The organism is Streptomyces sp. NPDC127177 (genome assembly GCF_042672475.1).
In the GTDB taxonomy this organism is placed as follows: Bacteria; Actinomycetota; Actinomycetes; order Streptomycetales; family Streptomycetaceae; genus Streptomyces.
On record NZ_JBHXUW010000006.1, the window covers coordinates 124,207 to 139,933 of the forward strand.

General features: G+C 72.2%; 10 protein-coding genes. 3 read left to right on the forward strand and 7 right to left on the reverse strand.

Features of this window, described 5'->3' with window-relative positions:
• Positions 1 to 122 precede the first annotated feature (122 nt).
• From ACFVJX_RS06775 to ACFVJX_RS06805, 7 genes are read right to left on the reverse strand one after another with little or no spacing between them, the layout of a single operon-like run.
• Positions 123 to 950, reverse strand: coding sequence for an HpcH/HpaI aldolase/citrate lyase family protein (locus tag ACFVJX_RS06775; RefSeq protein ID WP_384130482.1), 828 nt, complete (start codon positions 948 to 950; stop codon positions 123 to 125).
• Positions 947 to 2,149: a CaiB/BaiF CoA transferase family protein gene (locus tag ACFVJX_RS06780; RefSeq protein WP_384130484.1), complete on the reverse strand. Its 1,203-nt coding sequence runs from the start codon at positions 2,147 to 2,149 to the stop codon at positions 947 to 949. Before ACFVJX_RS06780 ends, ACFVJX_RS06775 begins: the two co-directional genes overlap by 4 nt.
• On the reverse strand, positions 2,146 to 3,030 hold the full coding sequence (rbsK, locus tag ACFVJX_RS06785; protein ID WP_384130487.1) for a ribokinase: 885 nt from the start codon (positions 3,028 to 3,030) through the stop codon (positions 2,146 to 2,148). The genes ACFVJX_RS06780 and rbsK overlap by 4 nt, the downstream gene beginning before the upstream one ends.
• Positions 3,027 to 4,409 (reverse strand): ADP-ribosylglycohydrolase family protein, encoded by a 1,383-nt coding sequence (locus tag ACFVJX_RS06790; protein WP_384130490.1) that lies wholly within the window; start codon positions 4,407 to 4,409, stop codon positions 3,027 to 3,029. Before ACFVJX_RS06790 ends, rbsK begins: the two co-directional genes overlap by 4 nt.
• Positions 4,406 to 5,605: an ADP-ribosylglycohydrolase family protein gene (locus ACFVJX_RS06795; RefSeq protein ID WP_384130493.1), complete on the reverse strand. Its 1,200-nt coding sequence runs from the start codon at positions 5,603 to 5,605 to the stop codon at positions 4,406 to 4,408. The genes ACFVJX_RS06790 and ACFVJX_RS06795 overlap by 4 nt, the downstream gene beginning before the upstream one ends.
• Positions 5,535 to 6,935: an ADP-ribosylglycohydrolase family protein gene (locus tag ACFVJX_RS06800; protein ID WP_384130496.1), complete on the reverse strand. Its 1,401-nt coding sequence runs from the start codon at positions 6,933 to 6,935 to the stop codon at positions 5,535 to 5,537. Before ACFVJX_RS06800 ends, ACFVJX_RS06795 begins: the two co-directional genes overlap by 71 nt.
• Positions 6,932 to 8,119 carry an ADP-ribosylglycohydrolase family protein gene (locus ACFVJX_RS06805; protein ID WP_384130529.1) on the reverse strand — a complete coding sequence of 396 codons (1,188 nt, stop codon included), beginning with the start codon at positions 8,117 to 8,119 and terminating at the stop codon, positions 6,932 to 6,934. Before ACFVJX_RS06805 ends, ACFVJX_RS06800 begins: the two co-directional genes overlap by 4 nt.
• A gap of 264 nt (positions 8,120 to 8,383) precedes the next feature.
• On the opposite strand from ACFVJX_RS06805, the gene ACFVJX_RS06810 reads away from it, so the two are divergent.
• The 3 genes from ACFVJX_RS06810 to ACFVJX_RS06820 all read left to right on the forward strand — a co-directional run bounded on the left by ACFVJX_RS06810 (position 8,384) and on the right by ACFVJX_RS06820 (position 15,596).
• Complete coding sequence (locus ACFVJX_RS06810; RefSeq protein WP_384130499.1) at positions 8,384 to 9,118, forward strand: VIT1/CCC1 transporter family protein; 735 nt, start codon at positions 8,384 to 8,386, stop codon at positions 9,116 to 9,118.
• Positions 9,119 to 9,517: 399 nt separating this feature from the next.
• Positions 9,518 to 14,077, forward strand: a complete 4,560-nt coding sequence (gene gltB, locus ACFVJX_RS06815) for a glutamate synthase large subunit (RefSeq protein ID WP_384130502.1) — start codon at positions 9,518 to 9,520, stop codon at positions 14,075 to 14,077.
• Positions 14,070 to 15,596, forward strand: a complete 1,527-nt coding sequence (locus tag ACFVJX_RS06820; RefSeq protein WP_384130504.1) for a glutamate synthase subunit beta — start codon at positions 14,070 to 14,072, stop codon at positions 15,594 to 15,596. Before gltB ends, ACFVJX_RS06820 begins: the two co-directional genes overlap by 8 nt.
• The last annotated feature ends 131 nt before the right edge of the window (positions 15,597 to 15,727 follow it).

The window sequence follows — 15,727 nt, forward strand, 5'->3', positions numbered from 1 at the left end:
TTGATTTTGCTGCCCGACGCCGGGTTCCTGTGGGCCCCTTCGGATGTGCCGGGCGAAGCCAGAAGTCAGCCTGTCCGGCAAACCCAGCCCGTCCGGCGATTGAGGACACCACGGGGCCCGGGTCACCGTTGGCCGGCCACCACCGTGCGCCCCGCCAGGGCAAGCGTGCGGTGGGCCGAGGCCACCACCGCCGCGTCCACGAAGCGCCCGTCCGGCAGGGCCAGCGCGCCCGCCTCCGTCCGGGCCGCCTCGACGATCTCCTGCGCGGCCTCGATCTCGCGCGGCGTCGGCCGGAACGCACGCTCGATCACCGGCAACTGCCGGGGGTGGATCGCCGCCCGCCCCAGGAACCCCAGCGCCCGGCCGTGCGCGCAGGACGCCCACAGCCCGTCCAGGTCCCGGACGTCCGGGAAGACCGACTGGGTGGGCGGGACAAGGCCCGCCGCCCGGGCCGCCACCACCGCCCGGCTGCGTGACCAGTCGAGCCCCGTGTCGTCCCGCACTCCCAGATCCGCCCGCAGATCCGCCTCGCCCAGCGCGATGGAGCGCACCTGGGGGTGGGCGGCTGCCACCGAGTACGCGTGCTCGATGCCGAGCGCGGACTCCAGCAGGGGACAGAGCGCGACCCCCGGGGCCAGCGCGGCGATGTGGTGGACGGAGGCAGCATGGGTGATCTTCGGCAGCCGCAGTTCCGCCAGGCCCGGCAGCCCTGCCAGGGCCAGGACGTCGGCCTCGGTGTGGACCCGGACATGGACCGGCACCTCGCCGGGGCCCGCGGGGCCGGAGAGGAGTTCCACGGTGGCCGCCCGTGCGTACTCCTTGCGGTCGGGGGCGACCGCGTCCTCCAGGTCCACGATCACCACGTCCGCCCCGGAGCCGCGCGCCTTGCCCACCACGTCCGGCCGGTCCCCGGGGACGTACAGCCAGGTGAGCGGGATCGTCGCGGTCACAGCACGCGCTCCGCCCGCAGTGCCGAGATCTCCGGGCCGGTCAGACCGAGCCCGGTGAGGATCTCCTCGGTGTCCGCCCCGTGCGGCCGGCCCGCCCAGCGGATCGCCCCGGGGGTCCCCGAGAGCCGGAACAGGACGTTCTGCATCCGCAGCGGGCCCAGTTCGGGGTCGTCGACCTCCGTGATGGAGTCCAGCGCCCGGTACTGCGGGTCCTCCATCACGTCACTGATGTCCTGGATGGGTGCGATGGCCGCCTCCGCCTTCTCGAACGCGGAGACCGCGTCGTCACGGGTGTGCCGGGCGATCCAGTTGCCGACCGCCTCGTCGAGCTCCTCGCTGTGGCCGGCGCGCGTGGTGCCCGAGGCGAACCATGGCTCGTCGATCAGCTCAGCCCGCCCCACCAGCCGCATCACGCGCTCGGCGACGGACTGCGCCGAGGTGGAGACGGCGACCCACTGTCCGTCGGAGGTGCGGTAGGTGTTGCGCGGGGCGTTGTTGCGCGAACGGTTGCCGGTGCGCGGCTGGACATAACCGAGCTGGTCGTACCAGAGGGGCTGCGGCCCGAGCACCGTGAGGATCGGTTCGATGATCGCCAGGTCGACGACCTGGCCCTCACCGGTGCGCTCCCGCCCGGCCAGCGCCGTCATCACCGCGAACGCGGTGGCGATCGCCGCGATGGAGTCGGCGAGACCGAACGGCGGCAGTGTCGGCGGCCCGTCCGGTTCCCCGGTGATCGCCGCGAATCCGCTCATCGCCTCCGCGAGCGTCCCGAAGCCGGGACGGTGCGCGTACGGGCCGAACTGGCCGAAGCCCGTGACCCGGGCCAGCACCAGCCGCGGGTTGACCGCGTGCAGCTCCTCCCAGCCCAGCCCCCACCGCTCCAGTGTGCCCGGCCGGAAGTTCTCGATGATCACATCGGTGTCGGCGGCGAGCCGCAGCAGGATGTCGCGGCCCCCGGGCCCGGACAGGTCGAGCGTCATGGTGCGCTTGTTGCGGCCGAGCAGCTTCCACCACAGACCGATGCCGTCCTTCGTGGGGCCGTGTCCCCGGGACGGATCGGGCCGCCCCGGATGCTCGACCTTGATCACCTCGGCGCCGTAGTCGCCGAGCATGGTCGCGCACAGGGGACCCGCGAAGAGCGTGGCGAGATCGATGACCCGGAGTCCGGTGAGGGGCGGCGCTGCCGCGGGCCCGGTCATGCGGCGTCGATTTCGCTGCGGTACGGCATGGAGGTCGAGGCACCCTGCTTCTGTACGCAGAGCGCGGCGGCCGCGGAGGCCCGGGCGATGGCCTGCGGCACCGGCAGGCCATCGCCGATCGCCACGGCGAGCGTGCCGACGAAGGTGTCCCCGGCGCCGGTTGTGTCGACGGCGGTGACCTCGGGAGCCGGGAAGTGAACGGTCCGGCTGCCCCGGGCCGCGTACAGGCAGCCCTTCGAGCCGAGGGTGATGACGACCGCCGGCACATGGCTGAGCAGGACCTCCGCCGCCGCATGCGGTTCGGCGTGCCCGGACAGCTCGGCCGCCTCGTGCTCATTGGGGATCAGCAGGTCGACGCAGTCGAGGAGTTCGTCGGGCAGTTCCTGTACGGGCGACGGGGTGAGGAGGACCCGTACCCCCTGGGCGTGACCGGCCCGCGCCCCCTCGATCACCGCGGACATCGGCAGCTCCAGCTGGAGCAGCAGCAGATCGGCGTCGGCGACCGCGGCGATCTCGCCCGGACCGAGCCCGGTGACGGCGCCGTTCGCACCGGGGATGACCACGATCGCGTTGGAACCCTTGGCGTCCACCACGATGTGCGCGGTCCCGCTGGGCCCTTCGGCGGTGTGCAGCAGATCGGTGTCCACGCCCGAGTGCTCCAGGTTCTCCCGCATCCGCAGCCCGTACTCGTCGTTGCCGACCGCACCGATCATCATCACGTCACCGCCCGCACGGGCGGCGGCGACGGCCTGGTTGGCGCCCTTGCCGCCGGGGACGGTGCGGAACTCCTGCCCGGTGACCGTCTCCCCGCGCTCCGGAGCCCGGTCGACGTAGGCCACAAGATCCATATTGGTGCTGCCGAGCACCGCGACTTTGGTCATGGGCGGAGTGCCTCCTCATGGGTGAGCCGGTGGGTCAGATCGGCGAGGGTGTCGAAGCCGACCGAGTCGAAACCGGGTACGGACGTGGCGAGCCGGTTCTTCAGCGGGGTGGTCCACCGGTCGGGCAGCGCCTCGGGCCGCCCGGCCAGCAGCCCGGCGAGCGAACCCGCGGTCGCCCCGTTGGAGTCGGTGTCCCAGCCGCCGGACACCGCACGGCAGACGGACCCGGTGAAATCGCCGTCCGCGTGGGTGAGCGCGGCGGCGAGCAGAGCCGCGTTGGGCAGCACATGCACCCAGTGATACCTGCCGTATCGGTCGTGGAGCCGGTCGACGACCGTATCGAAGTCCGCCTCCTCGCGCGCTGCCACGACACCGTCCCGTACCGCGCGGGCGAACCGTGAGCCCGGTGGTACGACCCTGAGCCCGGCGGCCAGACAGCCGTGGACGTCGGCCTCGCCACCGGCCGCCTCGGCGAGCGCCGCAGCGGTGAACATCGCGCCGTACACCCCGTTCCCGGTGTGGGTGAGGACCGCGTCCCGGTGGGCCTGCTCCGCCGCGGCGGAGGGATCGCCGGGATGGGTCCAGCCGTGCACATCGGCCCGGATCTGCGCCCCGATCCACTCCCGGAACGGATTGCGGTACCGGGCGGTGTCCGGCGGTTCGAAGCCGTCCAGCAGATTGCGGTACGCGATCCGCTCGGCGGTGAACGTCCGGCCCGCCGGCAGCTCGTCGAGCCAGAGCCTTCCGACGTCGGCGGTGCTGAAGTCCCGGCCGCACCGCTGGAGCAGCACCAGGGTGAGGAGCGGGTAGTTGAGGTCGTCGTCCTCCGGCATGCCGTCGATGTTCTCGGCGAGCGAGGTCGTCGCGGAGCGCCGGTTCCAGGGGTAGGTGGCGGCCAGCCCCGGGGGCAGGCCGCGGGCGGTGAACCAGGTGGTGAGCGGCCAGTTCCCGGTGGCGCGGGCCAGGGCGCGGATGCCCTCCAGCGGCAGCTTCTCGACCGGCTTCCCGAGCAGACAGCCCGCCGCTCGTCCCAGCCAGGCGGCGTGCAGCCGCTCGCGGCCCACGGCGGGCCGGTCCGTCAGAGGCCCCGGCCAGTGCGGGCACGCGGCCCGGATCGCGTCGATCCCGGTCGGCTCCTCGTCGGCCGACGGAGCTTCCAGCAGGGCGAGTTCGTCCAGCAGGTGTTCGGCGACCGCGCGCAGCTCCGGTGTGGCGGGGTGCTCGGACGCGCCCGCGCGGCCCGGCGCCGGCGATCCGCCGGCCTCGTACCACCGGCGTGCGATGTCCCGGGCGTCGCGCCCGTCCTCGGCGGCCTGCCGCAGCTCGTGCCCGACCAGGTCCTCCGGTTGTACCCAGGTGGCCCGTACCGTCGCGGTCATGGGGTGCCCGCCAGCGAGGTGAAGGCGGCCTCGTGGGCGCGGCGGCGGGCTGTGTCGTGCGCGAACACCTCGCGGGCGACGTCCGACAGGGTCCGGGCCGGGGCGTGCAGATCGAGTCGGCTGGCCGAGGCGACCGTCTTCACCCAGTCGGCGGGGACGGCCCGTTCGCCGTGCAGCGCCCCCGCGATGGCGCCGCTCATGGTGGCGATCGAATCGCAGTCCCGTCCGTAGTTGACCGAACCCAGGACCGCGTTCCGGTAGTCCCCGTCCGCGACGAGCAGCATGCCGAGCGCGACGGGCAGCTCCTCGATGGCGTGCAGCCGGGAGGGGCGGCGGGCGCCGAGCGAGGGGGCACGGTAGTCGGGGCCGACGGTGTCGAAGGGTGCGACGGCCTCCCGCAACGGAATCAGGGCGGACTCGAAGTCCCGGTGGTGGGAGGCTGTTTCGCACACCGCCTCGATGGCGGCCAGAGTGCCGTCCTTGGCGAGCGACAGGCAGCTCTCGACGACCGTCGCGGGCGTCGCCCCCGGTGCGCAGGCCGCGGCGACGGCGGCTGCGAAGACCCCGGCCGCCTCCCTTCCGTAGGAGGACTGGTGGGCGCCCGCGATATCCAGCGCCTCGGCGTAAGCGGCCTGCGGATGGGCGGCGTTCACCAGACCGACCGGCGCCATGTACATCGCCGCACCGCAGTTGACGATGTTTCCGGAGCCGGCCTCGCGCGGGTCGACATGGCCGTAGTGCAGCCGGGCGACGATCCACTTCTCGGCGAGGAAGACGCGCTGGAGCGGCAGCGCCTCGGCCTCCAGCTCCGGAATCCAGCGGGGGTTGGAGATCAGCTCCGGCACCAGGTGGTCGGCCACGGAGTACGCGTCGAGGTGGCCGCGCACCTTCCCGTACACCCGAACCAGCGCATGGGTCATCAAGGTGTCGTCGGTGACGTGCCCGTCGCCCTTGTGGTACGGGGCGATGGGGCGGGCGGTACGCCAGTCGTCGCCGTCCCACGGACCGACGACGCCGGTGATCCGCCCGCCGTGCCGGGCCACGATCTGCTCGGGGGGCCGGCCCTCGACCGGACCGCCGAGCGCGTCGCCCACGGCGGCGCCGACGAGCGCGCCCGCGATCCGTTCATCGAGGGTGAGCGCCGTGGGCGTCGTGGGTGCGGACCTCGTGGGCGCCATCGGCGCAGTGGATGTCATGTCCGAATTGTCCACCCCGGGGTGCCGGTTCCGTGTCTGCCAGCAGCCCGGCGAGTTCCATCAGATCCGTGCCCGCGAAACGGGGCAGCGCGCACCCGGCCAGGGTCCGGCACGCCTCGCGCCAGCCGTCCGGCACGGTGGCGATGCCGCCGAGCGCTCCCGTCAGCGCACCGGCCAGGGCCGGTGCCGAATCGGCGACCCGGGACAGACAGGCCGCGGACGGCACGGCCTGGGCGATCTCGCCGCGGGCCGCGGTGGCCAGGGCGAGGGCGACCGGGACGGTCTCGGCCGCGGCGATCCCGTAGCTGTAGACGTGGTCCACGATCTGGTGCTCCAGCACCGGCACCAGGGCGAAGGCGCCCGCCGGCTCGCCGGCGAACTCGCGGGCGATCCGGACGGCGTGCGCGGCGTTGCGGGCGATCTCGGTGCCTTCGGGAAGCTGTGCCAGGGCGGCGTTCACGGCCGTGTCCACGTCCGCCCCGCCGAGCGCCTCGGCGATCGCGGCGGCCATCGCCCGTGCTCCGTGCACGCCGTCGCCGTCCTGGGTGTAGCGCGCGTCGAACTCCGCGAGACCGGCCGCCGCGACGGGGTCCCCGGGGTGGGCGACCGCCAGTACGGCGGCCCGTACGCACGCCGCGTCGTCGAAGTAGTGCGGGTTGTCGTGGCCGGTGGCGGGCGGACGCAGCCCGGCGGCCAGGTTGCCCAGACCGGCGCGCACCGAGATCCGGGCCCGCAGCGGCAGCACCGCCGCCTCGACCTCGGGGGCCCGGGCCGCGGCAGCGGCGACCTCGGCGGCCAGCGCGTTCCAGGCCGCGTCCACGGCGGCCCGCGTCCGCCGCCCGGGGGAGAGGTCCTGCAGGGCGCAGGACGCCGAGGTCAGTACGGTCCCGGCCGCGAACGCCGCCCATTCGGCGTCGTCGGACGGACCCAGCCGCAGGGGCTCGGGCGGCTGGTTCAGGGCGATGGGGACGGGCAGTGTGGTGGTCGCGTTCTGCTCCGCGAAGGTGTCCAGCTCGCGGGTGAGGCGCCGGGTCCACTCCGGCATCCGGGCCGCCCGGTGCCGCGCGGCCGGCCACCCGGCGGCGTCCCCTGCGGCCAGCCCGAGCAGCAGCCCCTCGATCCGGGCCCGCCGGCCGGTGGACGGCCGCGCGGGAAGACCCGCGTCGCACGCGTCGCGCCCGCGCTCGTGGGACCGGGGCTCCGCGTCGGGCCCGCGTTCCGCGTCGAGTCCGGGCCCGTCGGGGCCGGGGCCGGCCCCCACTTCGCGTCCGTCGGCCCCGCGCGCCGCGTCCGGGTGCCCGGCGTGTGCGGTGTCCCTCGTGGTGGTCATCGCCCGACCGCCGTTCCGCCCGCGACGGGGGCGGTGCCGTTCTCGCGGTCTGTGGAAGCCGCGGGGCCGGTGGCATCCGGGTCCCGGCCGGCCGGGCGACCCGTGGCGCCGCGCTCGTCCGCCTCGGCCGGCGTGAGCAGCTCCGCGATGTCCAGGACGTGGTGACCGCGCATCGAGGGCAGGCAGCTGCCCCGGACCGGGCCGATCGCGTCCGCCCAGTGGCGCGGGATGGCCGAGAGCCCGTGCAGCGCCCCGGCCAGCGCGCCCGCCACCGCGGCCGTCGTGTCGGCGTCGCGGCCCATGTTGACGGCGGTCAGCACCGCCGTGCGGAAGTCGCCGCGTGCGGCGGCGAACGCGCCGAAGGCCAGGCCCACCGCCTCCGGCGCCAGGTCCGTCCACGGGTAGCCGCCGACGACCACGGCCGAGCGCACCGCACGCTCCATCGTGAGCCGGTCCGGGTAGGGGCGCTGGGCCGCCGTCACCGCGCGGCGCAGCGATCGGGCCGTCCAGGAGTCCATCGGTACGACGGAGAGGGCGGCGGCGATCACGGAGGTGACCCCGGCGCCTGTCATCGCGGCTGCCACCCCGGCCGCCACCGCCTGGCCGCCGTAGATGCCCTCGCCCTCGTGGCTGACCCGGCCGTCCACCGCGACGAGCCGGGCCGCCTCGGCGGGCCTGCCCGCCGCGAAGACGCCGAACGGCGCAGCCCGCATCGCCAGACCGTCGCTCCAGGCATGCCGGTGCTGGGCGGAGATCGGGGCGGCCAGGCCCCGGCGCAGGTTCTCCAGGGTGCCGCGTTCGCTGAAACCGGCACCGCGGAACGGCCCCTCGTCCAGATCGGCGATCCACAGCCGCCAGGCCCGTTCGACATGGGTGACGGTCAGCGCCGAACCGTGCCGGGCCAGCAGCAGCCCGGAGAAGATCGCGTACTCCGTGTCGTCGGTGCCCGCCGGGTCGTCGCTCACGAAGCCCTCGATGCGGCCCCAGCGGCGGCGGATCTCGGAGGGCCGCAGGTTCTCCGCCGGTGCCCCCAGCGCGTCGCCGACCGCGAGGCCCAGCATGGAGCCGCCGGCCCGGTCGCCCGGACCGCCCCGGGGCGTTTCGCCCGGGGCCGGTACCTCCCGCACCGCCGTCCGCGTGCCGTCCGTCCGCGGTGCTGTGTGAATTCCTGCGATCAGCTCCATCGCGTCGACCCTTCGCTCCTGCCGAGCCAGTTCTCCTGCCTGTGGGATATCTGCCACGCAGAGCATCGACAAAGGCCGCTGATCATAAGAAAAGGGCCACTCGGATGACGTCCTTCGAACAGCAAGGCAAGCCGTACCTATCCGGTCACACACAGTGGTAAGTACGGCCTGCCTTGCTGGCGGGGGCCATTTTTCGTGCGTACTTTCGATGGTGTCGAACGGGGTCGGAGCGGGTGAACACCCCTCCGGGAGAAGGGGAGAGCTGTGTCCATCATCGAGACCGACGCCGTACTGCACGAGGCGCACCGGGACAACCACACGCACCGTGACGTCAACGGTGGCTGGCTGCGGCCGGCGGTGTTCGGCGCCATGGACGGTCTCGTCTCGAACCTCGCCCTGATGACCGGCGTCGCGGGTGGCGACGTCTCGCACCGGACGATCGTGATCACCGGACTGGCCGGTCTGGCCGCCGGCGCCTTCTCGATGGCGGCCGGTGAGTACACCTCCGTCGCCTCGCAGCGCGAGCTCGTCGAGGCCGAGCTCGACGTCGAGCGGCGGGAGCTGCGCAAGCACCCGATGGACGAGGAGCGGGAGCTCGCCGAGCTCTACGAGTCCCGGGGCGTCGACAAGGGCCTCGCCCGCGAGGTCGCCCGGCAGCTGTCCCGCGATCCGGAACAGGCCCTGGAGATCCACGCCCGCGAGGAGCTCGGCATAGACCCGGGCGATCTGCCCTCGCCGCTCGTCGCCGCGGTGTCCTCGTTCGGCGCCTTCGCGCTCGGTGCCCTGCTCCCCCTGCTGCCGTACCTCTTCGGCGCCGACGCGCTGTGGCCGGCCGTGCTGCTCGCCCTGGCCGGGCTCTTCGGCTGCGGCGCGGTGGTCGCCCGGGTCACGGCCCGCAGCTGGTGGTTCAGCGGGCTGCGCCAGCTGGTGCTGGGCGGCGCGGCGGCCGCGATCACCTACGGTCTGGGCATGCTGTTCGGTGTGGCCGTCGGGGGCTGAGGTATCGCAGGGGCGCCGGGCCGCGCAGCATGGCCGTAACGTGTGCGCCATCCGTGTGACGTACGTCTTGGCCCGGGCCACTGGGCGGGACGGCCTCGCGCGACGTAAAATGAGAGTCTATGCAGGGCTACACATAAGTAGTCGTTACCCGGCGGTTTCGTTTCCTTTGCCGCCGGGCATGAGCCGTAGACACCGCAGGCAACGACGCCTGCTCTCTGCGGTCTCCCGGGCGCCGATCCTCCGACTGCGACCCACTCCACCGCCTTCGCGGTGTCCGTATGTTGGAACGAGCTATCCGCTTCTTGAGAAGCGTCCCATCATGTAATCTGCACGAAATTTCGCAGAGGGCCAACGTCGTCCCTCGGCTGCTCATATGCCACGACGACGACGGGAGAGCCGATGCGCACCGACGCCTGGTCGCCCATGGACGGTCGCCCCGCCCCCCAGGGGATGTACGACCCCCGCAACGAGCACGACGCCTGTGGTGTCGGATTCGTCGCCACTCTGACCGGTGTGGCCGGCCACGAGCTGGTCGAGCAGGCGCTGACCGTACTGCGCAACCTCGAACACCGCGGCGCCACCGGATCCGAACCCGACTCCGGTGACGGAGCCGGAATCCTGCTCCAGGTACCGGACACCTTCCTGCGCGCAGAGGTCCCCTTCGACCTCCCCGAGGCCGGTGCCTACGCCGTCGGCATCGCATTCCTTCCCGCGGACGACTCCACAGCGGCCGTCAGCGGCCTCGAGAAGATCGCCGCCGAGGAGGGCCTGAAGGTCCTCGGCTGGCGCGACGTCCCGGTCGCCCCCGACATCCTCGGCAAGGGCGCCCGCGCCACCATGCCCGAGTTCCGCCAGCTCTTCGTCGCGGACGGTGAGAGCAGCGGGATCGTCCTGGACCGCAAGGCCTTCGTGCTGCGCAAGCGCGCCGAGCGTGAGGCCGGGGTCTACTTCCCGTCGCTCTCCGCCCGCACGATCGTCTACAAGGGCATGCTCACCACCGGGCAGCTGGAGCCGTTCTTCCCGGACCTCTCCGACGCCCGCTTCGCCACCACGGTCGCGCTGGTCCACTCGCGCTTCTCCACCAACACCTTCCCGAGCTGGCCGCTCGCCCACCCGTACCGATTCGTCGCGCACAACGGCGAGATCAACACGGTCAAGGGCAACCGCAACTGGATGAAGGCCCGCGAGTCCCAGCTCGCCTCCAGCCTCTTCGGCTCGGAGCAGCTGGACCGGATCTTCCCTGTCTGCACCCCGGACGCCTCCGACTCCGCCTCCTTCGACGAGGTCCTGGAGCTGCTCCACCTCGGCGGCCGCTCGCTGCCGCACTCGGTGCTGATGATGGTCCCGGAGGCGTGGGAGAACCACGCCTCGATGGACCCGGCCCGGCGCGCCTTCTACCAGTACCACTCCACGATGATGGAGCCCTGGGACGGCCCGGCCTGTGTCACCTTCACCGACGGCGTCCAGGTCGGCGCGGTCCTCGACCGCAACGGTCTGCGCCCCGGCCGCTACTGGGTCACCGACGACGGCCTCGTCGTGCTCTCCTCCGAGGTCGGCGTCCTGGACATCGACCCCGCCAAGGTCGTCCGCAAGGGCCGCCTGCAGCCCGGCAAGATGTTCCTCGTCGACACCGCCGAGCACCGCATCATCGAGGACGACGAGATCAAGGCGTCCCTCGCCGCCGAGCAGCCCTACCAGGAGTGGCTGGAGACCGGCGAGATCGAGCTGGAGGACCTCCCCGAGCGGGAGCACATCGTGCACACGCACGCCTCCGTCACCCGCCGCCAGCAGACCTTCGGCTACACCGAGGAAGAGCTCCGCGTCATCCTCGCCCCGATGGCCCGCACCGCAGGTGAGCCGCTCGGCTCCATGGGCACGGACTCGCCGATCGCCGCGCTGTCCGCACGCCCCCGGCTGCTCTTCGACTACTTCACCCAGCTGTTCGCGCAGGTCACCAACCCGCCGCTGGACGCCATCCGCGAGGAGCTCGTCACCTCGCTGCGCTCCACGCTCGGCCCGGCCGGCAACATCCTGGAGCCGACCGCCGCCGCGTGTCGAAGCGTCACGCTGCCCTTCCCGGTGATCGACAACGACGAGCTGGCCAAGCTCATACACATCAACGCCGACGGCGACATGCCGGGCATGAAGGCCGCCACCCTCTCCGGTCTCTACCGGGTCGGCGGCGGCGGCGAGGCGCTGGCCGCGCGGATCGAGGAGATCTGCACCGAGGTCGACGCCGCCATAGAGGACGGCGCCCGCCTGATCGTCCTGTCCGACCGGCACTCCGACGCCGAGCACGCGCCGATCCCGTCGCTGCTGCTCACCTCGGCCGTCCACCACCACCTCATCCGCACCAAGCAGCGCACCCAGGTGGGGCTGCTGGTCGAGGCCGGTGACGTCCGCGAGGTCCACCACGTCGCGCTGCTGATCGGCTTCGGCGCCGCCGCCGTCAACCCGTACCTGGCCATGGAGTCCGTCGAGGACCTGGTCAGGGCCGGCACCTTCATCGAGGGCATCGAGGCCGACCAGGCCATCCGCAACCTCATCTACGCGCTGGGCAAGGGCGTCCTGAAGGTGATGTCCAAGATGGGCATCTCCACCGTCGCCTCCTACCGCGGAGCCCAGGTCTTCGAGGCCGTCGGCCTCGACGAGGCCTTCGTCGCGCAGTACTTCAACGGCACCACCACCAAGATCGGCGGCGCCGGGCTCGACGTCGTCGCCAAGGAGGTCGCCGCCCGGCACGCCAAGGGCTACCCCGCCTCCGGCATCTCCGCCTCGCACCGGGCGCTGGAGATCGGCGGCGAGTACCAGTGGCGCCGCGAGGGCGAACCGCACCTGTTCGACCCCGAGACGGTCTTCCGCCTCCAGCACGCCGCCCGCAACCGCCGGTACGACATCTTCAAGCAGTACACGGACCGGGTGAACGAGCAGTCCGAGCGGCTGATGACGCTCCGCGGCCTGTTCGGCTTCAAGTCGGACCGCGAGGCGATCGACATCGACGAGGTCGAGTCCGTCGCCGACCTCGTCAAGCGCTTCTCCACCGGCGCCATGTCGTACGGCTCGATCTCCCGCGAGGCGCACGAGACCCTCGCCATCGCCATGAACCAGCTGGGCGGCAAGTCCAACACCGGCGAGGGCGGCGAGGACGCCGACCGGCTCTACGACCCGGCGCGCCGCTCGTCCATCAAGCAGGTCGCCTCCGGCCGCTTCGGTGTCACCAGTGAGTACCTGGTCAACGCGGACGACATCCAGATCAAGATGGCGCAGGGCGCCAAGCCCGGCGAGGGCGGCCAGCTGCCCGGCCACAAGGTCTACCCCTGGGTCGCCAAGACCCGGCACTCCACCCCGGGTGTCGGTCTGATCTCCCCGCCGCCGCACCACGACATCTACTCCATCGAGGACCTGGCTCAGCTGATCCACGACCTCAAGAACGCCAACCCGGCGGCCCGCATCCACGTGAAGCTGGTCTCCGAGGTCGGCGTCGGCACGGTCGCCGCCGGTGTCTCCAAGGCGCACGCGGACGTCGTCCTCATCTCCGGCCACGACGGCGGAACGGGCGCCTCCCCGCTCACCTCGCTGAAGCACGCGGGCGGACCCTGGGAGCTCGGCCTCGCCGAGACCCAGCAGACGCTGCTGCTCAACGGCCTGCGCGACCGGATCGTCGTGCAGACCGACGGCCAGCTCAAGACCGGCCGCGACGTCGTCATCGCCGCACTGCTGGGCGCCGAGGAGTTCGGTTTCGCGACCGCGCCGCTCGTCGTCTCCGGCTGCGTCATGATGCGCGTCTGCCACCTGGACACCTGCCCGGTCGGCATCGCCACCCAGAACCCGGTCCTGCGCGACCGGTTCTCAGGCAAGGCCGAGTACATCGTCAACTTCTTCGAGTTCATCGCACAGGAAGTCCGCGAGATCCTCGCCGAGCTCGGCTTCCGCACGATCGAGGAAGCCGTCGGCCACGCCGAGCTGCTCGACACCGACCGCGCGATCACGCACTGGAAGGCCCAGGGCCTCGACCTCAAGCCGCTCTTCCACGTGCCCGAGCTGCCCGAGGGTGCGGTCCGGCACCGGATCACCGAGCAGGACCACGGTCTGTCCAGGGCCCTCGACAACGAGCTGGTCAAGCTCGCCGCCGACGCCCTGAAGGCCGACAGCGCCGAAGCCGCCCAGCCGGTCCGGGCGCAGATCGCGATCCGCAACATCAACCGGACCGTCGGCACCATGCTCGGCCACGAGGTCACGAAGAAGTTCGGCGGTGCGGGCCTGCCCGAGGACACCATCGACATCACCTTCACCGGCTCCGCCGGCCAGTCCTTCGGTGCCTTCCTGCCCAGCGGTGTGACGCTTCGCCTGGAGGGCGACGCCAACGACTACGTCGGCAAGGGCCTCTCCGGCGGCCGGGTCATCGTCCGCCCGGACCGCGGTGCCGATCACCTCGCCGAGTACTCCACCATCGCCGGCAACACCATCGCCTACGGCGCCACCGGCGGCGAGCTGTTCCTGCGCGGCCGTACAGGCGAGCGCTTCTGCGTCCGCAACTCCGGCGCCACGGTCGTCTCGGAAGGCGTGGGCGACCACGGCTGCGAGTACATGACCGGCGGACACGCCGTCGTCCTCGGCGAGACCGGACGCAACTTCGCGGCCGGCATGTCGGGCGGCGTCGCCTACGTCATCGACCTCGACCGCGACCACGTCAACGTCGGAAACCTCGGCGCCGTCGAGGAACTCTCCGACACCGACAAGCAGTGGCTGCACGACGTCGTGCGCCGCCACCAGGAGGAGACCGCGTCCACGGTCGCCGAGAAACTCCTCGCCGAGTGGGACACCTCGGTGTCCCGCTTCAGCAAGATCATCCCGTCCACCTACAAGGCAGTGCTCGCCGCCAAGGACGCCGCTGAGCTCGCCGGTCTCTCCGAGCAGGAGACCACCGAGAAGATGATGGAGGCGGCGACCAATGGCTGACCCCAAGGGCTTCCTGACCACCGGCCGCGAGGTCGCCAAGACCCGCCCCGTGGATGAGCGGGTCAAGGACTGGAACGAGGTCTACGTTCCGGGCTCGCTGCTCCCGATCATCAGCAAGCAGGCCGGCCGCTGCATGGACTGCGGCATCCCGTTCTGCCACCAGGGCTGCCCGCTCGGAAACCTCATCCCCGAGTGGAACGACTACGCCTACCGCGAGGACTGGACCGCCGCGTCCGAGCGCCTGCACGCCACGAACAACTTCCCGGAGTTCACCGGACGGCTCTGCCCGGCCCCGTGCGAGTCGGCGTGCGTGCTCGGCATCAACCAGCCGGCCGTCACCATCAAGAACGTCGAAGTCTCCATCATCGACAAGGCGTGGGACCGCGGCGACGTCACCCCGCAGCCGCCCGAGCGCCTCTCCGGCAAGACCGTGGCCGTCATCGGCTCCGGCCCGGCCGGACTCGCCGCCGCCCAGCAGCTGACCCGGGCCGGCCACACGGTCGCCGTCTACGAGCGCGCGGACCGCATCGGCGGCCTCCTGCGGTACGGCATCCCCGAGTTCAAGATGGAGAAGTCGCACATCAACCGCCGCATCGAGCAGATGCGCGCGGAGGGCACCAAGTTCCGCACCGAGGTCGAGGTCGGCAGGGACGTCGACGCAGCCAAGCTGCGCCGCCGCTACGACGCCGTCGTCGTCGCCGCCGGTGCCACCGTCTCCCGCGATCTGCCCGTCCCGGGCCGCGAGCTGAACGGTGTGCACTTCGCGATGGAGTACCTGCCGCTCGCCAACAAGGTGCAGGAGGGCGACCTGACGGTCTCCCCGATCACCGCCGAGGGCAAGCACGTCGTCGTCATCGGCGGCGGTGACACCGGCGCCGACTGCGTCGGCACCGCCCACCGCCAGGGCGCCCTGTCCGTCACCCAGCTGGAGATCATGCCCCGGCCGGGCGAGGACCGGAACGCCAACCAGCCCTGGCCGACCTTCCCGATGCTCTACAAGGTCACCTCCGCGCACGAGGAGACCGAGGTCCTGGCGGGCCTCAAGGAGGGTGCTGCTCAGGGGCAGGGCCCCTCCTCGCCGAAGGCGGGCGAGGGACGGATCTACTCCGTCTCCACCACCCACTTCGAGGGCGACGAGGACGGCAACGTCCAGTCCCTCCACCTCATCGAGGTGGAGTTCAAGGACGGCAAGCTGGAGCAGAAGGCCGGCACCGAGCGGGTCATCCCGGCGCAGCTGGTCACCCTCGCCATGGGCTTCACCGGCACCGACCAGGCCAACGGCCTGGTCCAGCAGTTCGGCCTGGAACTCGACGCCCGTGGCAACATCGCCCGCGACAAGCACTACGCTACGAACGTCGACGGTGTCTTCGTCGCCGGTGACGCTGGCCGAGGCCAGTCCCTCATCGTGTGGGCCATCGCCGAGGGCCGCTCCGCGGCACGCGGCGTGGACCGCTTCCTGACCGGGGCCAGCGCACTGCATGCCCCGATCCGCCCGACAGACCGTTCCATGATGGTCTGATCACGGCCCAACCAGACGTCCCGTACAACGGCGTACGGAACTGAACGCGGCGCCTGCCCGTCCCCGACCGGACGATTCGGCAGGCGCCGTGGCGCGTCCCGGGGCGGGTCGCACAGGCCCCGCGCAACGCC